This window comes from Nitrincola alkalisediminis (assembly GCF_009821115.1).
GTDB classification, from domain to species: domain Bacteria; phylum Pseudomonadota; class Gammaproteobacteria; order Pseudomonadales; family Balneatricaceae; genus Nitrincola; species Nitrincola alkalisediminis.
In genome coordinates this window covers 125,000-147,690 of record NZ_VYTY01000002.1, presented here as the reverse complement: position 1 = coordinate 147,690, position 22,691 = coordinate 125,000, and the positions used below count along the sequence as shown (strand labels likewise).

The window sequence follows — 22,691 nt, the reverse complement described above, 5'->3', positions numbered from 1 at the left end:
TGAATGTAAAAAGCCCCCGTTTTAGTAAAGCGGGGGCTTTTTTACGGACTCTTGTCAAAGTGTGTTGACTAAGACAAGAGATCTACGTAATTCTTACTTGCCGAAGCTTTGAACTTGAGCAACGATAGTCTTGCTAGACTCAGTTGCAAGTGCAGTGAAGGCTTCGCCTTGAGCTTTGAGCAGGTTGAACAAAGACGTGTTGGCTTCAGTGTTGAACTTGATCAAGTCTTCTGGAGTTTTTAACGTTTTTGCTTTTTCAGCTTCGGCTTTGAAGAACGCAACCAGATCTTCACCTGCTTTTTTCTGAAGCTCAACCGTTTTGGTTAAGGTTTCAGTTTGCAGAGCGATCAGGCTTTTAACAGCTTCTACAGGCTTTTGAAAATCAACAGTGTTAGTCATAATGTCTCTCCTAGATTGAAGGTCTATGCAGAACAATGTTGCACTGCACAATGAAGTCCATTATAGAGAGGTGCCTGAACCTGTCAAGCCTTTTTGTTGCAATGCACAAATAAATATTTTTAACTTTTATTCATCAAATTTAATACATTTGTCACAGTTTCATTACTCGGAAACTTCACCATTCCAGATGAGTTTACCGCACTGTTGTAAATCGTAGCCTTTGAGTTCCTGTGCGCATAAACTTCCTTCAGAGCTTTGTAACCACTCAAACAATGCTTGCAGTAAGCTCCGAAAATAGACCGGTCGAGGAATAACCAGTTCAAAGGATTCTTGGTAGACCGGAATAAATGTTAAGCCCGCTTCGATGGCAGCAGATTCGGTGCCCGGCCCTATGTCCGCCTGGTTGCGTGCAATCGCCGATGCGACTTCACGTTCAGTTAATGCTCGAGAGCTGATATTGAGATGCTCAGGGTTTAAGCGCTGTTGTGTTAGCCAGTCTTTTAAAAAGCGTTGGGATCCGGCTCCCTCTTGACGGGTGACCCAGCGTTTTTCCAGTAAATGTGTGGGTTCGCTTAGAAGTGTTTCAGTGTCATTTGCACGGAGCATCAGGCCTTGTTGGCGCTTGTATAAATGCACTAACACCCAGTGCCTTGATCCTGTGTATTGACGAATAAGCGCGGGATGCCTTAGATGGCTTTCATCTGCTTTGCCCCAGTGCACCGCACAGGCATCCACTAAGCCTTGTGACAATAAGCTAAGGCCCGCTTGCGTACCCGTAGGCATATAGCTATAGAGTGCTTTGTATTTCTGGGCCTGCATAATGCGCAGGAGTCCTGCCTGAAGAAGGGGGTCATCACTGCCGGAGATGAGTAAGCGGTCACTTAAAATGCCGTGGTGGCTAGACTCTAGCAGCCACTGATCTACCAGTTTTCTTGGAAACAGCCATTTACCCGTCACTTTGGTCGCTGGTAAATGGCCATCACTTGCCAGTTGGTATACTTTCTTCTCATTCAAGTGTAGATAAAGGGCCACCTCTTTTACCGTCATATAAGGGTGCTGCTCAGTCATCATGTTTCCCCTTTTTCTCTGACCGAGCTTGGGCGGTAGGTTTGGCATCAAGAAGTAGGCGGTCTTGGCCACTAAAGACGAGAAAATGCCGACCTTTTGCTCTAGCTAACATCAGAATTCCGAGTTGCTGTGCAATTTCGAGTCCCATCTCTGTTGCGCCTGAGCGAGAGAGTAGGACGCTCATGCCCATTTGCGCGGTTTTAATCACCATTTCAGAGGTGAGTCGTCCGGTGGTGTAAAACAGCTTGTCAGATGCATCTATGGCATTCAGCCATAAATGACCTGCGAGGGTGTCAACCGCATTATGGCGCCCTATATCCTCACAAAATGCGAGAACGTCCCCCTCGATTGAGCAAACGCCGCAACCGTGAACCGCTCCGGCATTCTTGTAGGTTTCATTATGTTGGTTGAGCACATCCAATAAATGATAAATCTGAGATTGTTTGATCGGCCAAGGCGATAGGGTTATTTGCTCAAGGCGAGCCATTTGATTACCAAACACAGTGCCTTGGCCACAACCCGTTGTTACGGTTCGTTTAGAGAGGGTTTCATCAATATCATCGGGGGTGTGGGTTGTGACAACAACCGCTGCAGAAACGTCCCAATCCACTTGAACCGCGATAACATCTTCTAAGCGTTCAACAAGGTTTTGATTGCGAAGGTAGCCTAACACCAAGGCTTCCGGGTTTTCGCCCAAGGTCATGAGCGTGACAATTTCACGCTTGTTCAGGTAGAGGGTCAGTGGGCGTTCGCAGGCGAGGGCTTGATCTCTCCATTCGCCCTGTTCATCCATCACCCTGATTTGGGTTGTGAGCGGTGCGCGTGCTTGAGTCAATAAGGGGCGGTGCGCAAGGGTCATGAGTATTCCTTAATTTGAATCCCGTGGTGCAGGTTGTGAAGCAACTATCATACCAGTGGTGTCGAGGGGGTGGCTTCGCTAGGTAAGTATGGCTTCTTGCTACGCATTCGGTGGGTTTAGATTGAGTCAAAATGTCCCAGTGTAAAATAAGGGTTGGGATTTATTGACCCTGTTTTTATGAAAGTAAATCGCTTCAATCCCTGATTTTATACATGTTTCAAAGCGCGGCACAGTCTTTGCCTGTGATCTATACTTCGTTAAAAAAGGGGAAAGACATGAAGCCGTCTGTTCGTTATCCAACATTAGATACATGGCCTTTGTGGGTTCGGTTGGAAAAACATGAAAAACTGTCGAGAGGTTGGCCGTGTATTACGTGGTCTGTAGCCGAAGTTTATGCGAAAGATCCTCAGCGCAGCGATGCTCACATGATTTGGTTACAGCTCTTTCGTGATGAGCGCATTGCGTATCGTTTCAATTTAAGTGCGGAAACGCCAAAGCTCTTTGTTGTTTGTGAAGAGGTGTCATCTGACCTGTCTCTTCCTCGAAAGCTTACCTGTGCTCAAGATGTTGCCGCCGATTATATGGATGCAAACCAGCCAGTGTTAAGCATTCCATTACCTGAAGCGATACATGCGTGGTTGGAAGCCTTTATGGCTGAACACGGAGAGGTTGAGGATCCAAAAGCCAATAAACGGCGTTTGAGAACAGCCAGTTCATCAGAAGGAGCCTCCTCATGACGGATAGTTTTTTATCGCGTTGGTCTCGATTAAAACGACGTGAGCTGGATGACTCTTCATCTCCTGCGTCAGAGCTAGACTCTTCTGTTGCGATAGAGGATGCATCAATTGAATCCGATACGTCAGTCGTTATCACAGACGTGGAGGAATCTGAAAGTCCTCCGCATTCGTCTGAGGATCTGCCGAGTGAGGAGGTTGTACTCACGGATATTGATATGCCAGATTTATCTACGATTACATCCAAAAGCGATATGTCGATGTTTTTCTCAAGCGGCGTTTCAGCAGAGCTTAAGAAAAAGGCTTTGCGTCAGTTTTTTCATCAGCCTGAGTTTAATGTCCGAGATCCTTTGGATGATTACGCTTTGGACTATTCAAATCCAACTAAATTAATTTTAAAACCTGGAGAGGTCGTCCGGGGTTGGGCGCAAGAACGCATGGATGAGGCCATGGAAAAGGCGAGGGATGTTCTACTTTCGGATAATAAAGTGGTTGATTCTGAAAGTATTTCTTTGGAAAAAGAGGGATTGAGTGATCAGAAAATCGATACTTTTGATGAGCCAGTCTTGCACAGCAGAAATGAACAGGACGAGACAAAATGATGCAGTTGTGGATTCTCGATCTATAAAGCCTGGCTTTCGTGTCAGTATTTTGTGCTTTTATGGTCGTAAATCTTGGCTTCTTAATTGCTAACTTAACACTATAACTAAATAACTCGACCGCCATTGCTATTGAAAATAACGATATAGGCGAGCCTGAGAGAGTGTCAATGAAACCAAATAGCTTAATTCCAATGAAGGTCTTTACGGCAAGTTCGCAAGACAATGCGCGAGCGCGCCAGCAAGCGATCAATGCACTGCCGCCCGTGCTAACCTTACAAGACAACTTAATCACCTATACCAGCCAAGGGCATCTTCTCATCCTCGGCCCTGAAGATCTTATTCGCTTAGCGGCAGCTCAGTTATCAGGTTTGAAAAGTATCACCTTACTGGCGATGGGGCAGGTGAGCAGCCAATCAGATGAGCATTTGGAAAAAGCCTTAGCGGCCGTGCCTGAACTTACCTCAATATACCTACCGCTTGAGTCTTTAACGGGTTGGTTAGGTTCCTACCATCTTCAGCTTAAAAGCCCACAGGGTGACATCGTTAATCCGGCCAAGCTGTACACGGGCAAAGATACATTTGACATGGTGCTGGATTTAAATCTAGAGCCCACCCTAGCCGCTGAAATGTCGCCGCCTGGTTATTTTCACATTGCAGCCGATTCTGATCATCTTGTTCAGGCCATTGAAGAGATTTCGTCCTTAGTTGGCGAATTTGAAAAACCGGAATATGTCCAAGTCAATCATGATATCTGCGCCCATTCTGATCGAGGTAAGCTGGGGTGCACTCGTTGCTTGGACGTGTGTCCTGCCGATGCAATCACCAGCCATAACCGCACAGATACGCATGACTTTCAAATCAGTGTCGATGTGCATTTATGTCATGGAGCGGGCAGTTGTACCACTGCATGTCCGACAGGTGCGTTAACCTTTGCAGCGCCACGTCCGCAATCACAGCTTGAGCGTTTGCGGCATTATTTGGATAGCTATCGTCAGGCAGGGGGAGAGCATCCTGCCATCTTGATTCATGCAGAGCATACCGATATCGACCTAGAGTCTTTGCCAACTCATGTTTTACCTGTTGCATTAGAAGAAGCCGCAGGTGCTGGGGCTGAGATTTGGTTGGCGCTGCTGGTTCAGGGTGCGACCTATGTGGCGATTGCCGTGGATGAAGAAACACCGCCGAGCTTGCAGCGCTTGTTAAAAGATGAAATCAAACTGACCGGGCGTTTATTGACGGCCTTAGGCCATCCTGCGCAGCGATTGTCCTTGGTTGATGTAGCCTTCCTAGATACCGATCTTGCTGAGTTAGAAGACGCTGTTGCGCCATGGCGAGGGATGCCTGAGGGGCCGAGTTATCCTTACCAAGGTAAGCGCAAAACGTTGAATGAAGCGCTCGATCGTTTATATGAGCAAGGTGATGCAGACGATGCCATTGTTACGCTGCCAATGGGAAGCCCTTATGGTCAAGTGCGGGTCGATGTGGATGCCTGCACTTTGTGCATGAGCTGTGTTGCGATTTGTCCGACCTCGGCTTTGCACAGCGGAAAAGATCAATCACCACGTTTATCTTTTTTAGAAGGTGATTGTGTTCAGTGCGGACTCTGTGAGCGAGCTTGTCCAGAACAAGCCATTCAGTTGGAAGCCCGTTTTGCTCCCGCTGCAGGCATTCGAGGTGAGCCTCGGGTTATGAAAGAAGAAGAGCCTTTTCATTGCATCAGTTGCGGTAAAGCCTTCGCAACTCAGAGCACCATTAAAAAGATATCTCAAAAGTTAGAAGCGCATCCTTATTTTCAGGGCGACGCTGCAAAGCGTTTACATATGTGCGAAGACTGCCGTGTTCGTGACAGTTACCGTGAATTGGCAGCGGATCCAGAAGCCCAACTAAGACTCTGAGGATGGATGTGTGGACACTATTTTGATGCAACAGCAAATGACAGAAGACGATGCACTCAGGGCCGATGTTTATGCGCTCTTGGCGGCGCTGTGCCGAGAACATCCCTCGTCTGAGCTTTTGGATTTTTTGAAATCGGTTGAGGTCGATGCATTTACTCAGAATCGCATGTCGCAGGCCTGGCAGTTACTTCGTTTAGCGGCGGAGCGTGCTCAGGTCGACCAGTTGGAGAATGAGTACGTCACGCTCTTTATCGGAATCTCGCAAGGTGAGCTGACGCCCTTTGCATCCTGGTATTTGACAGGCTCTTTGATGGAAGCCCCTCTGATTGAGTTGCGCAATGATTTAAGTCTGCTTGGCTTTGAGCGGGAAGCATCCGTTAAGGAGCCAGAGGATCATATTTCAGCCTTGCTCGAAGTGATGGGACTGTTGATTCAACAGGGTGCATCACGTGAGCGTCAAGCTGTTTTTTTTCAACGACATATTAGTGCTTGGGCAGATCAGCTATTTGTTGATATGGCTAAAGCACCCAGTGCTGTGTTTTATCATGCCGTAGCGATGCTAGGGCAGGCCTTTGTAAACACCGAAAAAGTGTACCTACAGAAACGTCCCGATGCTGCCCAAAGTGTGCATTTACGGGGATGAGGAGATCTACCATGCATAACAAGAAACAACCTGTTAATGAGCAAGCAAGTGTTGGACGCCGTCAATTCCTGAAAGGAATGGCTGTCGTTTCTGCTGCGGGTGTTGCCGTGACTGCAGGCCAGGCCGTTGCTTCAACGGATGTACCTGACATGACCCCCGCCGTGGATACTCAGGGCTACCATGAAACGGACCATATCCGTGCCTATTATGCTAGCTGTCGCTGATCACGACGGTCATACACTCGAAAATAGAGGGAATGAAAATGCGTCTACATAAAAAAATCAGTGACTCGTCACTGGATTCACAGAGCGCGAATCGCCTAGGTGTGAGTCGTCGTGGATTTTTAAAGGGCACGAGCCTAGCCGCTGGTGGTATCGCTGCAACCGGACTGCTGGGTAAAACCATGATTCGTCCTACGCAGGCCGCAACGCCTAAATCCAGTGCCCCAGTTGAGATTAAACGAACCATCTGTTCGCATTGCTCCGTGGGCTGTGGTGTCTATGCCCACGTACAAAATGGTGTGTGGACTTATCAAGAGGCGGCCTTTGATAACCCCATTAACAAGGGCGCTCATTGTGCGAAAGGGGCTGCTCTTCGTTATCATGGTCACTCAACTCGTCGCTTGAAGTATCCAATGAAGCTTGAAAACGGTCAGTGGAAAAAGCTGAGCTGGGAGCAAGCCATCAATGAAGTGGGCGACAAAATTGAACAAATTCGTGCCGAGTCCGGTCCTGACTCCGTCTTTTGGTTAGGTTCTGCCAAGTTCAACAACGAACAAGCCTACTTGTTCCGCAAAATGGTGTCGTTGTGGGGAACCAATAACGTTGAGCACCAAGCCCGTATTTGTCACTCGACAACGGTTGCAGGTGTTGCCAACACTTGGGGCTATGGCGCGATGACCAACAGCTACAACGACATGCAAAACAGTCGTTCTATGTTGTTCATCGGCTCGAATGCCGCTGAAGCTCACCCTGTATCGATGCAGCATGTGTTGATCGCCAAAGAGCGCAACAATTGTAAAATTGTTGTAGCGGATCCACGCTTTACACGCACTGCTGCAAAAGCCAATCAGTATGTTCGTATTCGTCCGGGATCTGACGTGGCCTATGTATGGGGACTCTTGTGGCATATCTTTGCAAACGGCTGGGAAGATAAGCAATATTTAGCTCAGCGCGTCTATGGCATGGATGAGATCCGCGAAGAAATTCAGCAGTTCCCACCTGAGGTTGTGCAGGACATCACGGGTGTCGACGAGCGAACCATGTATCAAACGGCTAAGCTACTGTCAGATAACCGCCCGGGTTGTGTCGTTTGGTGCATGGGGGGAACTCAGCATACGACGGGTAATAACAATACTCGCGCTTACTGCATCCTTGAATTGGCATTGGGTAACATTGGTAAGTCCGGTGGTGGAGCGAACATCTTCCGCGGTCACGACAATGTTCAGGGTGCCACTGACTTTGGTGTTTTGTCTGATTCATTGCCCGGTTATTACGGCCTTGCCGACGGTGCTTGGAAGCACTGGGCGGGTGTTTGGGGAGTGGACTTCGAGTGGATTCAAAACCGTTTCGATCAGACAGAGTATCGTGGCGGTAAGCCCATGAACACCAACGGTATTACGGTGTCACGTTGGGTGGATGGTGTCCTTGAAGACAAAGCGAAAATGGCGCAAAACGATAACATTCGTGCCATGTTCTATTGGGGTCATGCCGTCAACTCACAGACACGCGGTCCTGAAATGCGTGAGGCCATGAAAAAACTGGATATGATGGTCATTGTTGATCCTTATCCAACCGTGGCAGCGGTTATGAATGACCGTACCGATGGCGTTTATTTATTGCCTGCCTGCACTCAGTTTGAAACCTATGGTTCTGTGACGGCTTCTAACCGTTCGATTCAATGGCGCAGCAAAGTAATTGAGCCGCATTTTGAATCTAAGCCCGATCATGAAATTATGTATCTACTGGCGAAAAAAGTGGGTATTGCGGATCAGGTCTTTAAGAACATCGCCATTAATGGCAATGAGCCTCTGATCGAGGATATTGTCCGTGAGTACAACCGTGGTATGTGGACCATTGGTTACACAGGCCAAAGCCCAGAGCGTTTGAAGTACCATCAAGAAAACTGGCATGCGTTTGATTTTACCTCATTGCGTGCGGTAGGTACCGAGGCTCACGGGGACTTCTATGGTTTGCCTTGGCCCTGCTGGGGAACACCAGAGATGAAGCATCCAGGTACGCATGTGCTTTATGACACCAGTTTGCCGGTTAAAGATGGTGGTTTAGGTTTCCGTGCCAACTTTGGTGTAGAACGCAATGGCCAAACCCTGTTGGCGGAAGGCTCGGCACCTGTGGGTAATGAGATTGGTGATGGTCACCCGGAGTTTACGGCTGCAATGCTGCAACAGCTTGGCTGGTGGGATGATTTGACCGATGCTGAAAAAGCCGCGGCTGAAGGTAAAGATTGGAAAACCGATCTGTCGGGCGGTATTCAGCGTGTTGCGATCAAACACGGTTGTGCGCCATTCGGTAACGGTAAGGCCAGAACCGTGGTGTGGACCTTCCCAGATGCGATTCCTAAGCACCGCGAGCCTCTCTACACCACGCGTCGTGATTTGGTTGCTAAGTATCCGACTTGGGATGATTTTGAATCCCTCTATCGCATGCCAACACTCTATAAGACCATTCAGGATCGTGACACCAGTGCCGAGTTCCCCATTATTCTGACATCTGGACGATTGGTTGAGTACGAAGGTGGTGGTGACGAAACCCGTTCCAACCCTTGGTTGGCCGAGCTGCAGCAGGATATGTTTGTTGAGATCAATCCATTTAATGCCAATACCCTGCGTATTGCTGATGGTGATGATGTGTGGGTGTATGGTCCAGAAGGTGGACGTGTGCGCGTCAAAGCCATGGTCACCAATCGTGTTGATCGTGACGTTGCCTTTATGCCGTTCCACTTTGGTGGTGAGTTCCAAGGTGAGGACTTACGCAAGCGCTATCCGTCAGGCAGTGACCCGTACGTGCTAGGGGAGGCTGTAAACACGGTGACGACTTACGGTTATGATCCCGTGACCCTGATGCAAGAAACGAAATGTACCGTATGCCGTATCGAGAAAGCGGCCTGAACCCACAAAAAATAAAGCAGGGCTTTTATTTGTGAGTAAAAGCCCGTAAGGAGAATATCCATGGCTCGTATGAAGTTTTTATGTGACTCAGAGCGCTGTATCGAATGTAACGGCTGCGTTACAGCCTGTAAAAATGCCAATGAAACCGAATGGGGGATTCAGCGCCGTCGTGTTGTGACCTTAGATGATGGTGAGATTGGTAAAGAGGTGTCGATTTCAGTGGCCTGTATGCACTGTACGGATGCACCCTGTATGGCCGTTTGTCCGACGGATTGTTTTTATCCGACAGAGGACGGTTTGATTCTGCATAATAAAGATGCATGCATTGGCTGCGGATATTGTTTGTACGCGTGCCCCTTTGGCGCACCACAATTTCCGCAACAAGGTGCATTTGGTGCACGTGGAAAAATGGACAAATGTACTTTCTGTGCAGGTGGTCCAGAGTCTGATCCAGTGCTTGAACAGCAGAAGTACGGAGCCAACCGTCTTCGTGAAGGGAAATTACCGCTTTGTGCGGAAATGTGCTCTACCAAGGCGCTTTTGGCAGGTGATGCTCAGCAAGTTGCTGATATATTCCGTGAGCGTGTGGTTTACCGTGGTCATCGCAACAGTGCTTGGGGAGCTGCGGATCATGAAGCAGATCAATCTGAGCAGTTGGCTAAAAATGCGGCTGACTTAGCCTATGACGCGACGCAGAGTGTATAGCTATGGAAAAATCACGGTCTAGAACGAGTGTAAGATTCTGGCTGGTGATGCTGCTGGTGGGCTGTCTGTTCAGCCTGCCAGTTGTTGCGCAAAGTCAAGGAGCTGATGCTCGTCGCGAGGCGTTGCAGTCCATGCCTGGAACAACTCCTGACTTTTGGCGGGATGCGGCCGGAGGCGTGAGTGGCCGAACAACGTCTCGAAGCGTGGGTGCAGACACACTCATTATGACAGAAGGAGAGCGTTGGAAAGAAATTCGCAATGAGTGGATTTCACCAGGTGGCTTGTTGGCACTGGGTGGAAGCTTAACGGCGATCACTTTCTTTTACCTGTTGGTTGGTCGTGTAAAGCTCACACATCCAAGAACGGGGAAGACGATAGAGCGTTGGACGCGCTGGGATAGAGCCATCCATTGGTATGTTGCTACGCTGTTTATCATTTTGGCATTAACGGGGCTTTCAATTTTGTACGCAAAATGGTTCCTGATGCCTATTTTACCGACCAGTCTGTGGTCGGCATGGATGATCGCTGCGAAAAACATACATAACTATTTAGGACCGCTCTTTTCTTTAGGCGTTGTGGTCATGATAGTGAAATGGATTAAACACAACTTTTTTAACCTTGTTGACCTGAAATGGTTCATTAAAGGCGGTGGAATTGTCGGTAAAGGCCACCCCTCTGCTGGCTATCTCAACGGGGGTGAAAAAGTGTGGTTTTGGATGATTGTCTTTGTAGGGTTGACCGTTGTCGCTTCTGGGTTGGTGTTAGACTTTCCTAACTTCGGCCAAACGCGCGAAACCATGCAATTATTCTTAATCATTCATGCGGTGTCTTCCCTTGTGTTAATGGCGGCGGCCTTTGGTCATATATACATAGGTACGTTGGGGACCGAGGGGGCATTCGAAGGAATGAAGACAGGTTATGTCGATGAGTCATGGGCCAAACAGCACCATGATCTTTGGTATGAAGAAGTTAAGCAAAAGCAAAACAAATCTTAAGCCCTCTTAAGGTATGTGATCTGTTTAAACGGCCTGATGGACCTCACCCCTATCAGGCCGTTTTTTTATGAGCGAGGTGGAGTATCATCCTAGTTTGGAAAGACTGAAAATCTTTCTAGACTCATGTAGCGCTATGTGTTTTTATTTCCAGAATATCAACACCTTGCTGTAAAGGTATGAAGTGTGAGCCTGCGGGATCAACTTGTCATTTAAAAAACTCTGTACAGGATAACGACAATGAAAACATTGGATCAAACCACTCAGACTGAGCTAGAGGCCGCTGCATTTCGCACGTTACTTCAGCACTTAGACGCCAATAAAGATGTGCAAAACATTGATCTTATGATTTTGGCGGATTTTTGTCGTAATTGTCTGGCCAAGTGGTTAGTCTCGGCTGCCGAAGCCAAGGGTATTGAATTAGGCTATGAAGATGCGCGTGAGCATGTGTACGGGATGCCTTACAGTGAGTGGAAAGACCTGTATCAAGCACCCGCAACGCCAGAACAGTTAGCCGCTTTCGCAGAGCGTGAGGCTGCCAAGAAAGGGGCAAAAGAATGAGTGAATCTATTCCCCTTAATATCGCCGTGCTGACCCTGTCGGATACACGAACACTGGCTGAAGATCGTTCTGGTGATACTCTAGTTTCATTACTGGAAGCGGCTGGACATCGCTTGGTTGACCGTGAGTTAATTCCTGATGATGTGTATCAAATGAGAGCCGTGGTCAGTCGCTGGATTGCGGACCGAGAGGTTCAGGTGGTGCTGACAACGGGGGGGACTGGTTTTTCGGGACGGGATTCAACCCCTGAAGCGCTGCGCCCGTTATTTGATACAGAGATAGAAGGCTTTGGTGAGTTGTTTCGTCAGGTGTCTTGGCACGAGATTGGCTCATCGACGGTGCAGTCAAGGTGTTTGGCAGGGTTGGCCAATCGTACCGCTATCTTTTGTTTACCTGGCTCGACAGGTGCATGTAAAACCGCGTGGAATCGTATTTTGCTTGAGCAATTGGACAGTCGCCACAAGCCTTGTAACTTTGTTGGGATCTTACTTCAAGGTAAGCAGTTACATACTTAATCAACACTTGAAAACAGACAGAGAGAATAATGGCCAGTACGCTAATTGCTGTTGATGATGCAATTCAACATATGTTGTCTGCAGTCGCCCCCCTACAACGTTTTGAAGTTGTCGATTTAATGGCGGCGGCGGGTCGAGTGTTGGCTGAAGACCAAATCGCCTCTTGTTATGTCCCGCCAGCAGACAACAGTGCAATGGATGGCTATGCATTGCGCTTTGCGGATGCAAAGGCACCACTGCCGATTTCTCAGCGTGTAGCGGCGGGGCAGGCATCTCAGCCATTAAGGCCCGGTACCTGTGCGCGTATTTTTACAGGCGCCGAAATTCCCTTAGGGGCCGATACCGTGGTCATGCAAGAAGAGATTGTCTTAACCGCATTTGATGATGTTTGCGTGCCAAGTGATATCCGCATAGGGCAGAATATTCGCCCCAAAGGACAGGATATCCAAGCGGGGCAATGCATTATTAAAGCAGGCACACGCTTGGACTACCGTCATTTAGGATTGTTAGCCAGTGTGGGGATTGCGCAGGTTTCAGTCTTTCTGCCGATCCGTGTCGTTTTGCTGTCAACGGGAGATGAGCTGGTGCAGCCGGGTGAGCCTTTAAAGGCTGGGCAGATTTACAATTCGAATCGCTTTTTGCTGCAGGGTTTTTTGCAATCACAGGGGGTGGAGGTGGTGCGTTTTATCCAAGTCCGTGACCGTTTTGAAGAAACCCTAACGGCTTTGGAGGATGCAGCGGACAGTGCCGACCTTGTGATTTCGACTGGAGGAGTGTCTGTCGGAGAAGAAGATCACGTAAAACCAGCGGTTGAAGCCTTAGGGCAGTTAAGCGTATGGCGCTTAGCCATGAAGCCAGGCAAGCCCCTCGCATTTGGCCACGTTAAAGACACCCCCTTTATTGGGTTGCCTGGTAATCCGGTGTCTACCTTTGTTGGGGCGCATGTGTTTGTGCTTCCTCTGCTCAAGCGTTTAGCGGGTGAGAGTGCATCATCCTCATCCTTAAGGCTGGTGGGACGCGCTCAGTTTTCGGTGACCACTCAGATACGTCAAGAATATGTGAGGGTTAAAGCCACTTGGCAAGAAGGTCAGTGGTGTTTGTCGGCCTACCCGAATCAGAACTCAGGTGTGCTGAGTTCGGCGGTATGGGGCAATGCGATGGCTATTATCCCTCCTGCAACTCAGGTCGTGGAGGGGAGTGAGGTGAGCTTTGTCTTTTATACGACTCCGAACCCAGACAGTAACTGACGCATGGTTTCCTCATCCTCTTGATTGATAACCGCCTTTTCACGTAAAAAAATACTAAATTGGCTTCCGTTATCGAGTGTTGAGGATACTGTAATGTCCCCTCCGTAGCGACGCGCAAGAGAGCGACTGATGGATAATCCCAATCCATTTCCGTTTTCTCTTGTGGTAAAAAAAGGTTCAAAAATACGTGCCTGTACATCTTCAGAGATACCAACTCCTTCATCACAGATGCGGATTTCAACGCCGGGTGCGCCGTCATGCGTTGTCCATGCATGAGTGGATACCCATATGTTTCCTGCGGCGGGCATCGCATTCGCTGCGTTCAAAAGCAGGTTGATTAGCACCTGTTGAAGCTGTTGGCGATTGCCTTCAATTTCCCCTAAATACTCGTAGTTTTGTTGCACCTGAATGCATTTTTTATCCAAGGCATGGCGAACCAGTGCCAGTGTATCTTTGACCACGTCGTTGACGGCTAGGGTATGCAATTGGTCGATCACTTGTCCGGGGCGTGAGTATTGTAAAAGATTGTTAATAATGGCTCGAATACGATAGACCTGTTCAATAACCGTATCAATCTCCTCTTGAACTAAGCTGGCAGAAGGGCCCAGTTCACTCTGTAATAAATCCATGTGTCCTAAAATTACGGCGGCTGGATTGTTAATTTCATGAGCGATGCCTGCCGTTAACTCACCTAGTACGGCCAACTTTTCCTTGGTAAAAAGCTCAGCTCGTGTTGCCTTTAAGAGTTCAAGAGACTCCTCAAGTGCCTCTGTTTTAAGTTGCAAGCTCAGGGTGCGTTCTTTTACTTTTTGCTCTAGCCGTTCAGCTGCTTGTCGAATTGTTTCTTGGCGAGCATCCAGCTCATCCAGCATCGAGTCAAATTGATGGGCGAGATCTGAAAACTCATCTTCATTGCGTAACTGACCGATACGTGTTTGGTTTGAGCCAGATCGAACCGCCATCACCGACGTATGAATGCGTTGAATCGGATGGAACAAGTGGTTGGCGCTGCGCCAGACTAAAATGGCAGAGATCAACAGTACAAAGGTCAGTGTTAACCCCATTTCACCTAAAGTGCGTAGGTACATTTCGAAGAATGGGCTTTCAGAAAAGCCAGCATAGAGCACACCAATCAGCTCATTATTTAAACCATATAAGGGCTCATATGCACTGATAAACCAGTCGCTTACGACAAAAGCACGATCAAGCCAAATGCGCTCTTCCACTAACACACGGTCATATACCTCAGACGAAATGCGTGTACCAATGGCGCGGATAAACCCGGTGTCTGAGATGTCGTAGTTCAGGTCAACAGGGACGTTGGTGGTGATTCGCGTATCCCCCAAGAATAGTGTGACAGTGCCCACCCCTCTTTCAGGCAATGCATCTTGCCCATAGACCAGATCTCGAATCTCATCCACGAATTCCAGGTTGTTGTTCAACATCAGCCCAGCATCCAGCACATAGAGCAGCTGACCTTTTGCATCTAAAATGGGGTGCAGGGTTCTGACAAACATGCCTCTGTCTTCAAGAGTGCGGTTTGTGGGCTTGGCTCTAGGTGTTTGAATGATTTGCGTAAGGGCCTTTCGTGGCAAATCAGGGTCAATCTCTTCCATTTCAGACGGGGTGAGTACGGACAAGCCTTTAACGCTGTTGCCTGCCAGTAATCGATTGACGCTGTTTTGGGTTCCAGACGGCGTGTTGGCGAGATCAAGCAGTTCATCTGGGCTTAAAATGCGTAAAAAATCAACTCGATAGCGTGACTTCATGTCCTGTAACAGTGAGTTGAGAGCAGCTCTGTCCTGATGCAACAAATAGGGAGGCAGTGACCAAGTGTGGCCTAAGAGTTCTAGGTTCTCCAATTGTCGATCTTGCATTAACTGCAACGTGCTACGTGCCACGGCAAGATCTGAAGCCACTTTCATATAAAGCTGTCTGTTCGTATATGTCGTTGTCCAATAGGCTGTTAAGGCTATCAGTGCGGCTAACGTCAGTAATATGGGGGTTAAAATTAGAAGGAGTAAACGCCCCCGAACGGAGCGTCGCCAAGGTAAAGGCATCATGGTTCATCAATGTCCATGAGCATCGGGGCGCTAATATCCGTTTCCATCCAGCTGACCAGTTTGCGATCCAGTGTTTTGCGCGCAACTCCGAGTTGGCGCGCCGCGGCTGATTTGTTGCCTTCACAAGCACTCAGTACTCTTAAAATATGTCGTTTTTCAACTTCTTCTAAGGGCCAGCAACTTGGATAGCCAGCGCCTAGGTTTTGGTCATCTTCATCATGAATGAGTTCGTCTAGGGGGAGATGACCTAAAAGGATACACCGTTCGATAAAGTTCTTGAGTTCTCGGATGTTGCCGGGCCAGCTATGGGACTGCATAGCTTTGAGGTCATCATGCGTAAAGGGAACAGCCGGTAGGCCTAAATCAGATGAAAGCTTACGTGAGAAATAGTGAGCAAGTTGCGGAAGGTCTTCTACACGGTCACGCAAAGGGGGAAGGGTTAGAGTCAGTACGTTTAAGCGAAAGAATAAATCTTCACGAAAATGATGGGCTTTGACTTCTTCACTCAACTTTCGGTTGGTTGCTGCTAAAATACGAACCTGAGTAGGGATCTCTCGTTCACTTCCAACTGGACGAATGGTTTTTTGCTCAAGTGCTCGCAGGAGTTTGGCTTGCATGCTTAAAGGCAGTTCACCAATTTCGTCTAGGAATAGAGTGCCCCCAGCGGCATAGGTAAACAGACCTTCACGCGCGCGGTCAGCACCGGTAAAGGCGCCTTTAGTATGGCCAAACAGCTCTGCTTCAAGGAGTTCGGGTGAGATAGCACCGCAGTTGACCGGTACAAACGGACCCTCACGTCCCGAATGTTGGTGCAACGCGCGTGCGACGAGTTCCTTTCCTGTGCCCGACTCACCTTCTATCAATACGGCAGAGGGAGTTGGAGCAACGCGTCGAATCACTGCCTCAAGGCGTTTGATCGCGTTGCTGTTGCCGAGCATGGGGGTTTCCGATTCAAGGTAACGCGTGACTTCTCGCCGTAATAAAAAGTTCTCTCGGGCGAGTTGTCTACGTTTGAGTACGCGCATGACGGCGTTCATCATTTGTTCAAGTCGAAAGGGCTTGAGAATAAAGTCAGCCGCCCCCACACGTAGTGCCTGAATAGCCGTGTCCAATTCTGCGTAGGCGGTCATGAAAATAACGTCTGAGTGCCGATTGGGATCATCAAGGGCTTCATGCCACTCAATCCCAGAGCGCCCCGGCAGTTTTACGTCGACAATCAATAAATCAAAGTGGCAGCGGCGTCGAATTTCTTCAGCTAGATCGATGCTTCCCGCAACCTCAACTAAGCCAAAGTGTTTTTGAAGAGCTTTTTGTAAAAAGCTGCGCATGCCTGATTCATCATCAACGACCAATACAGAAGCTGAACGGCACAAGTTGTAATCAAGAGTGGAAGAAGTCATCGCGTTACTCAGAGTTTTTTAAACAGGCTGCTACGAATTGTCTCATATCCCATTCTATATGTGTAATTTTGTCTCAATTTAAGAAGATACGCTTATAGAATGTGCTTTGGTTTTCTGCTTAGGTTTTTTATTTAGGCCGCGAACTGTGTGAGTTTGGACGCTTTCTTTAAAAATACTGGTCTTTAGATTGCAAACTGTGAGTTGTAACTTTTCTTATAAGCCACAGAATAAAAAGGACTCAATATGATAAAACGTTTGATATTCGGACTTCTGCTGATCAGCCTTTTCGTAAACTCGGGGCTGTCCTTTGCAGATGCCCAGCTTCGATTAGCGACTACTACGAGTACCTATAACTCAGGCCTGCTCGACTTTTTACTGCCTGAGTTCGAAGCCAAAACAGGTGTGCAGGTGCATGTGATATCGGTGGGTACCGGTGCGGCTTTACGCTTGGGTCAGGATGGCGATGTTGACTTAGTGATGACGCATGCACCTGAAGCAGAAGCTGCATTTGTGGCTGCTGGGTATGGCATTGAACCGAAAGCACTCATGTACAATGATTTTGTGATTGTCGGCCCGTTAAATGATCCTTCAGGATTGAAAGAGGTTAACAGTGCTGTTGACGCCTTTACGCAAATGGTTGCGCGTGATGCCATGTTTATTTCACGGGGTGATGATTCGGGTACACACATTAAAGAGAATGAAATTTGGCACGCCGCAAATATCACATTGCCATTTGCTGGCTACCGCGCCGTTGGGCAAGGTATGGGGCGAGTGTTATCGATTGCGGATGAGTTACAAGCTTATGCTTTAACGGATCGCGGTACTTGGTTAGCGATGAAAAGTAAGTTAGATTTAGCGCTTGTTTACGAAGGCGATGAGCGTTTATTCAATCCTTACCAGGTTATTTTAGTTAATCCAGAGAGACATCCTCATGTGAAGGTTGATCTGGCTCGGCAACTTTCCGATTGGCTGGTCTCCACCGAGGGTCAACGTTTGATCAATGCGTTTCAAATCGAGGGTGAGGCTTTGTTTTTTGCGTCGGCAGATTCTGAATAAGTACGCTTTACCTTCTTACATTTGTTTGATTTACGCCCCTAATTGGGGCGTTTTTATTGATCTTAAGCACTTGCTAGATTAACGTCAGTCATTTTTTTCATGCCTTAAATGTTGGAGAAAATTGCGTGGAATCCATTTCTCAGGCTACCTTTGACGCACTGGCCTTGCTTTTGTCTGGCGATGCCGCCCTCTGGGGGATTATTCTTGTCTCCTTTAAAGTGTCGCTAACGGCGTTGTTTTTGGCGTTGCCTGTTGCATTGCTTTTGGGTTTTGCTTTGAGTTTTTGGCGATTTCCGGGGCATTGGATGATTGTGACCTTGAACAATACACTCTTGTCTATTCCAACCGTTGTGATTGGTTTGATTTTGGTTTTGTTGTTATCGCGTAATGGGCCCTTTGGCGATCTACGCTTGCTTTTTACGCAGCCTGCCATGATTCTTGGCCAGATTCTGATTTGTTTTCCCTTATTGGTAACCATGCTTCATGCGGCGTATCAAGGGGTGTCTCGACACGCTTGGGAGACAGCCCGTACCCTTGGTTGTTCGCGATTAAAAACGCTGTGGTTGATTACGCGGGAGGTTAAGTTTGCGGTTCTGGCAGCTTTGGTCGCCGCTTTTGGACGGATTATCGCAGAAGTGGGATGCGCAATGATGGTGGGCGGGAATATCGCGGGTTATACACGAACCATTACGACTTCCATTGCCCTAGAAACGACGAAAGGCGAATATGTTCAAGGTATTGCTTTAGGAATTGTTCTTTTGGTTTTAGCATTGTTGTTAAATCTATTGGTTGGCATGAGTCGCGGTCGCAGTATTCAAGGTGTATCACAATGACCCGTTTATCGGCAGAGAATATCAGCATTCGTTATGGTGGAAAAACGCTCTGGCAAGTCGATCGCTTGGTGTTACCTGCATCTCGATTCATTCATTTGCAGGGAGCAAATGGCAGTGGTAAAACCACACTGATGAAAGTCTTATCTGGTTTGTTAAAGCCGGACAGTGGCAAAGTGAGTGTGGGCTTAAATGCACTAAAGGTGGGTGATGGACGTGTCTGTTATCTGCATCAGCATCCCTATTTATTCGATGTGACCGTTCGAGAAAATTTGCGTTTAGTGTTAAACAGTCAACGACTGAGCAAAAAAGAGAGTGTATCGCGTCTTGATGAGGCCATGTCGTGGGCTGGGTTGACTGAGTTGGCGGGTCAGTCAGCGAGAACCTTATCGGGGGGGCAACGGCAAGCTCTAGCAATGGCAAGAGCTTGGCTATGCCGTCCCACCTTTTGGTTGCTAGATGAGCCGATAGCCAGTTTAGATACGGAGGCTGTTTTGCGCTTTGGTGATTTGGTTAAGCACATTCTGGATGAGGGCGCAGGGGTGCTTCTAACGGCGCACCAGTCTGGATCTTTATTGAGTATGTGTCATGAATCTTGGGTATTAAAAGAAGGGCGTTTACATGGTCAATCATCGTAACAATACTCCACGCACGAAGGTCAGTATCAGCGGAGTGATACTTGCCGGAGGGCAGGGGCAGCGCATGGGTGGGGTCGATAAAGGCTGGGTGCCTTATCAAGGCGTGCCCATGATTGAGCGAGTTGTATCGCGCTTTCAGCCTCAGGTTGATGAGTTGATTATAAATGCCAATCGTTCGATTGATGCGTATCGAGCATTAGGTCTGCAGGTTGTGCCAGATATTGAAGGCGGGTTTCAGGGGCCGATGCTGGGGATTGCGACAGGTCTTCAGGCTGCACAGCATGATTGGGTGATGTTTGTTCCCTGTGATGGTCCTTTTCTTGCGTTAGACCTCGTTGAGCATTTTTATCAGGCGGCTTGTGAGTCGAATGCTAAGATTGTGGTTGCCGCTGATGGTGAGTTTTTGCAGCCGATGGTTGTATTGTTGCATCGCCAACTTTTACCAAATTTGTTGCAAGCACTTGAAGAGGGAGAGCGAAAGCCTGATCGTTGGTATGCCAGTGTGGGTATGGCTAAAGTAGTCGTGGATTCTGACAGTTTGCGTAATTTTAACTCGTTAGATCAAATGAATAACGTTTAATTTGTATTAATTCTAGATTGATGGTTATTTTTTTCACCTTTGGTGTGGAATGCTCTTTGCTGCTGTATTGGAATAATAACGATAGGACCTGTCATCGATATGAGCGAGTTTTCTCTACCCTTACTGGGTTTTGCGGCTTGGAGTGGAACGGGTAAAACCACGCTGCTCACCCAGCTGCTGCCAAGACTAAAACAACGTGGGTTACGGGTTGGTTGTATTAAACACGCACATCATGATTTTGATGTTGATATTCCGGGTAAAGACAGTTACGAATTGCGTCATGCGGGTGCCAGTCAGATGCTGATTGCATCGGCCAAGCGCAGTGCCTTAATGATTGAATCCGCACAGCCCGAACTCCCCGATTTACGGACCCTCGTCGGTCAACTGCACGTAAATGAGCTAGACTTAATTTTAGTAGAGGGGTTTAAAGCAGAAACCTATCCCAAAATTGAGCTTTATCGAGCCTGCGTGGGTAAACCACTGCTGTATCCTAATGACCCGACAATCATTGCCGTTGCCACTGATTCATTCGCCGAATTGAGTCAAGACTGCCCTCTACCCGTATTGGATATTAATTCGATTACTCAAATTGAACAGTTTGTTCTCGATATGAGTCAGCTTTCTCATGTGAGCCCTGCATCGCAAGTGAGGGGTTATGACTGATCAACCACTTTCCTGCTTTGATTTTATTGAACCGGGAGCTGATCCTTTTTTGCGCCTTGAGGAGGCTGTTGAGCGTATATTGTTGAGTGTTCAACAGCCCCCCGCAATTGAAGTCATTGATCTGTCATCAGCCCATCAGCGCGTTTTGGCGTCGGATGTTGTGTCGCCAATGAATGTTCCGCCTCATCGGAATTCGGCGATGGATGGGTATGCGGTGAAGGGCAGTGATCTTGGTCAAAGGGAGCATTGGATTGTTCAGGGTACTGTGCTTGCAGGGCAAGCTCCCAGCTCAGTCTTGCAGTCAGGGCATGCCTTTAAAATCACGACAGGGGCGCCGATGCCAGACGGTGCCGATACCGTTGTGATGAAGGAGGTTTGCCAACTCAACGGAGAAACATTGATTATTCCGTTAGCAAAGCAGCCGACGTCAGGCAGCAATGTTCGGCAAGCCGGTGAGGATATTCAAGAGGGGCGTTGTTTGTTACGAGCAGGACAACGTTTGTCTTCAGTGCAGATCGGTCTCCTGGCATCCTTGGGCTTCGCTCAGATCACTGTTTACAAACCCGTCAAGGTGGCCGTTTTTTCCACGGGTGACGAGGTGCATGCACCTGGGCAGATCCTCTCGCCTGGGGGCATTTACGATACCAATCGTTTTACATTGCTAAGCAGTCTGCGATCTTTGGGCTGTGATGTATTGGATATGGGGATTTTGCCGGATGACTTACCCTTATTGACCGATGCATTGGCAGCGGCTCAACACTCGGCAACCTTGGTGTTGACCAGTGGTGGCGTTTCGGTTGGGGAAGCGGATTATGTCAAACAAGCCGTGTCGGCCTTAGGTGAAATTGGCTTTTGGCAGTTGGCAATTCGGCCTGGCCGACCTTTAGCGTTTGGACGTTTGCTGTCAGAGACATCTCCAGCAGACTGTTTGTTTGCAGGCTTGCCCGGAAATCCAGTAGCAAGCTTAGTTACCTTGATGCTGGTCATACAGCCTTTAATTCGGCGTTTACAGGGAGAGCAGGATTGGCAAGGACTGACGTTATCAGCGAAAGCGGGTGAGCCCATGAAAAGTCGCTTGGGGCGCAGTGATTTTCATCGAGGAGTGCTCAGTTTTGATCGTCAAGGGCAGGCTCAGGTTGTGACGACTGGACGTCAAGGTTCGGGTATTCTCACCTCTATGCATCAAGGGAATTGCCTCATACGTCTTCATGACACCCAAGCGCAAGTGAACCAAGGCGAACTCGTGACAGTCTACCCTTTTAGCACTTGGCTCCCGGGTTGGCAGTCCACGCATTTTATTGAAGGAAATTAGATGACTAAATTGACGCATATCGATTCCAAAGGTCAAGCGCACATGGTTGATGTGTCCGGCAAGGCGCTTACAGCTCGCAGTGCGACGGCCTGCGCTTCAATTAAAATGCGCCCAGAAACACTCGAAATGATCATGACGGAGCGCCATGCTAAAGGCGATGTGCTTGCGACAGCGCGTATTGCAGGTATTCAAGCGGCTAAACGTACGTCGGATTTAATCCCCCTTTGCCACCCCTTGATGCTTTCAAAAGTCAGTGTTGAGTTTGAAGCCGATCCTGAGCTTCCGGGTATGCGAGTGTATGCAACCTGCAAGTTGGCAGGTCAAACAGGGGTCGAAATGGAAGCCTTGACCTCTGTGTCAGTGGCGGCTCTGACCTTATATGATATGTGTAAAGCGGTTGATAAACACATGGTCATTGGTGAGATACAGGTGTTAGAAAAGCGTGGGGGTAAGTCTGGTGATTGGAGTTTGGGGGCAGAAGAGTCAACGATACCTGTTGATGTGTTGCCAATCTCTAGTGCCTTGGAAAAAGCATCTGATCAAAATATTCGTGTTCGTTTCTTTGCCCATTTAAGAGAACAGGTGCAACGTGATGAATGTGTTCTGAATTGTCATGAACTTCCTATCGATGCAACAGTGAGTGATGTCATTCAAGGGTTGGTTGCGCAAGATGCCTGTTTGGCTCAAGCCTTCGCAAATGAGTCCTTGTTAGTCGCTGTGAATCAAACCATGGTTGACCGTAACGCGCAGGTTCATCCTGGGGATGAGGTTGCATTTTTCCCACCAGTCACGGGAGGTTGAG

23 protein-coding genes are annotated in these 22,691 nt (G+C 48.3%); 18 read left to right on the top strand and 5 right to left on the bottom strand.

Annotated elements, in window-relative coordinates:
* Positions 1-93: 93 nt before the first annotated feature.
* The 3 genes from F5971_RS03865 to F5971_RS03855 form a co-directional block, all read right to left on the bottom strand.
* Positions 94-399 carry a hypothetical protein gene (locus F5971_RS03865; RefSeq protein ID WP_112158687.1) on the bottom strand — a complete coding sequence of 102 codons (306 nt, stop codon included), beginning with the start codon at positions 397-399 and terminating at the stop codon, positions 94-96.
* A gap of 162 nt (positions 400-561) precedes the next feature.
* The gene (locus tag F5971_RS03860) at positions 562-1,467 is read right to left on the bottom strand and encodes a helix-turn-helix transcriptional regulator (protein WP_223116254.1); all 906 of its coding nucleotides are present in this window, start codon (positions 1,465-1,467) and stop codon (positions 562-564) included.
* Positions 1,460-2,326 carry a formate dehydrogenase accessory sulfurtransferase FdhD gene (locus tag F5971_RS03855; RefSeq protein ID WP_193494151.1) on the bottom strand — a complete coding sequence of 289 codons (867 nt, stop codon included), beginning with the start codon at positions 2,324-2,326 and terminating at the stop codon, positions 1,460-1,462. The genes F5971_RS03860 and F5971_RS03855 overlap by 8 nt, the downstream gene beginning before the upstream one ends.
* A 275-nt stretch (positions 2,327-2,601) precedes the next feature.
* Here F5971_RS03855 and F5971_RS03850 point away from each other — a divergent pair, with 275 nt between their 5' ends.
* The 11 genes from F5971_RS03850 (at position 2,602) to F5971_RS03800 (ending at position 13,347) form a co-directional block, all read left to right on the top strand.
* Positions 2,602-3,063: a DUF3305 domain-containing protein gene (locus F5971_RS03850; protein ID WP_051514562.1), complete on the top strand. Its 462-nt coding sequence runs from the start codon at positions 2,602-2,604 to the stop codon at positions 3,061-3,063.
* Entirely contained in the window at positions 3,060-3,662 is a 603-nt protein-coding gene (locus F5971_RS03845) for a DUF3306 domain-containing protein (RefSeq protein ID WP_193494149.1), read from the top strand. Before F5971_RS03850 ends, F5971_RS03845 begins: the two co-directional genes overlap by 4 nt.
* A gap of 167 nt (positions 3,663-3,829) precedes the next feature.
* Complete coding sequence (locus F5971_RS03840) at positions 3,830-5,557, top strand: 4Fe-4S dicluster domain-containing protein (protein WP_193494147.1); 1,728 nt, start codon at positions 3,830-3,832, stop codon at positions 5,555-5,557.
* A 10-nt stretch (positions 5,558-5,567) separates the two neighbouring features.
* On the top strand, positions 5,568-6,200 hold the full coding sequence (locus tag F5971_RS03835) for a TorD/DmsD family molecular chaperone (protein ID WP_223116253.1): 633 nt from the start codon (positions 5,568-5,570) through the stop codon (positions 6,198-6,200).
* 11 nt (positions 6,201-6,211) lie between these two features.
* On the top strand, positions 6,212-6,424 hold the full coding sequence (locus F5971_RS03830) for a twin-arginine translocation signal domain-containing protein (protein WP_193494145.1): 213 nt from the start codon (positions 6,212-6,214) through the stop codon (positions 6,422-6,424).
* Positions 6,425-6,462: 38 nt separating this feature from the next.
* Positions 6,463-9,327, top strand: coding sequence for a formate dehydrogenase subunit alpha (locus F5971_RS03825; RefSeq protein WP_193494143.1), 2,865 nt, complete (start codon positions 6,463-6,465; stop codon positions 9,325-9,327).
* 60 nt (positions 9,328-9,387) lie between these two features.
* Complete coding sequence (gene fdh3B / locus F5971_RS03820) at positions 9,388-10,032, top strand: formate dehydrogenase FDH3 subunit beta (RefSeq protein ID WP_036513120.1); 645 nt, start codon at positions 9,388-9,390, stop codon at positions 10,030-10,032.
* 2 nt (positions 10,033-10,034) lie between these two features.
* The gene (locus F5971_RS03815; protein WP_246187755.1) at positions 10,035-11,027 is read left to right on the top strand and encodes a formate dehydrogenase subunit gamma; all 993 of its coding nucleotides are present in this window, start codon (positions 10,035-10,037) and stop codon (positions 11,025-11,027) included.
* A gap of 237 nt (positions 11,028-11,264) precedes the next feature.
* Complete coding sequence (locus F5971_RS03810; RefSeq protein WP_036513123.1) at positions 11,265-11,585, top strand: DUF1244 domain-containing protein; 321 nt, start codon at positions 11,265-11,267, stop codon at positions 11,583-11,585.
* Complete coding sequence (moaB, locus tag F5971_RS03805; RefSeq protein WP_036513125.1) at positions 11,582-12,100, top strand: molybdenum cofactor biosynthesis protein B; 519 nt, start codon at positions 11,582-11,584, stop codon at positions 12,098-12,100. The genes F5971_RS03810 and moaB overlap by 4 nt, the downstream gene beginning before the upstream one ends.
* A gap of 29 nt (positions 12,101-12,129) precedes the next feature.
* Positions 12,130-13,347 carry a molybdopterin molybdotransferase MoeA gene (locus F5971_RS03800; protein WP_193494141.1) on the top strand — a complete coding sequence of 406 codons (1,218 nt, stop codon included), beginning with the start codon at positions 12,130-12,132 and terminating at the stop codon, positions 13,345-13,347.
* Here the strand turns inward: F5971_RS03800 and F5971_RS03795 are convergent.
* Positions 13,317-15,410, bottom strand: coding sequence for a sensor histidine kinase (locus F5971_RS03795; protein WP_193494139.1), 2,094 nt, complete (start codon positions 15,408-15,410; stop codon positions 13,317-13,319). The two genes, F5971_RS03800 and F5971_RS03795, sit on opposite strands and share 31 nt — an antisense overlap.
* Positions 15,407-16,810, bottom strand: coding sequence for a sigma-54-dependent transcriptional regulator (locus tag F5971_RS03790; protein WP_193494137.1), 1,404 nt, complete (start codon positions 16,808-16,810; stop codon positions 15,407-15,409). Before F5971_RS03790 ends, F5971_RS03795 begins: the two co-directional genes overlap by 4 nt.
* Positions 16,811-17,053: 243 nt before the next feature.
* On the opposite strand from F5971_RS03790, the gene F5971_RS03785 reads away from it, so the two are divergent.
* The 7 genes from F5971_RS03785 to moaC all read left to right on the top strand — a co-directional run bounded on the left by F5971_RS03785 (position 17,054) and on the right by moaC (position 22,690).
* On the top strand, positions 17,054-17,866 hold the full coding sequence (locus tag F5971_RS03785) for an ABC transporter substrate-binding protein (protein ID WP_036513129.1): 813 nt from the start codon (positions 17,054-17,056) through the stop codon (positions 17,864-17,866).
* A 125-nt stretch (positions 17,867-17,991) separates the two neighbouring features.
* Positions 17,992-18,699 carry an ABC transporter permease gene (locus F5971_RS03780; RefSeq protein ID WP_193494135.1) on the top strand — a complete coding sequence of 236 codons (708 nt, stop codon included), beginning with the start codon at positions 17,992-17,994 and terminating at the stop codon, positions 18,697-18,699.
* Complete coding sequence (locus F5971_RS03775) at positions 18,696-19,334, top strand: ABC transporter ATP-binding protein (protein WP_193494133.1); 639 nt, start codon at positions 18,696-18,698, stop codon at positions 19,332-19,334. Before F5971_RS03780 ends, F5971_RS03775 begins: the two co-directional genes overlap by 4 nt.
* Positions 19,318-19,914, top strand: a complete 597-nt coding sequence (gene mobA, locus F5971_RS03770; protein ID WP_036513133.1) for a molybdenum cofactor guanylyltransferase MobA — start codon at positions 19,318-19,320, stop codon at positions 19,912-19,914. Before F5971_RS03775 ends, mobA begins: the two co-directional genes overlap by 17 nt.
* 99 nt (positions 19,915-20,013) lie before the next feature.
* Positions 20,014-20,577: a molybdopterin-guanine dinucleotide biosynthesis protein B gene (gene mobB / locus F5971_RS03765; protein ID WP_193494131.1), complete on the top strand. Its 564-nt coding sequence runs from the start codon at positions 20,014-20,016 to the stop codon at positions 20,575-20,577.
* On the top strand, positions 20,570-21,889 hold the full coding sequence (gene moeA, locus F5971_RS03760) for a molybdopterin molybdotransferase MoeA (protein ID WP_193494129.1): 1,320 nt from the start codon (positions 20,570-20,572) through the stop codon (positions 21,887-21,889). The genes mobB and moeA overlap by 8 nt, the downstream gene beginning before the upstream one ends.
* Positions 21,890-22,690, top strand: coding sequence for a cyclic pyranopterin monophosphate synthase MoaC (moaC, locus tag F5971_RS03755; RefSeq protein ID WP_036513137.1), 801 nt, complete (start codon positions 21,890-21,892; stop codon positions 22,688-22,690).
* The last annotated feature ends 1 nt before the right edge of the window (position 22,691 follow it).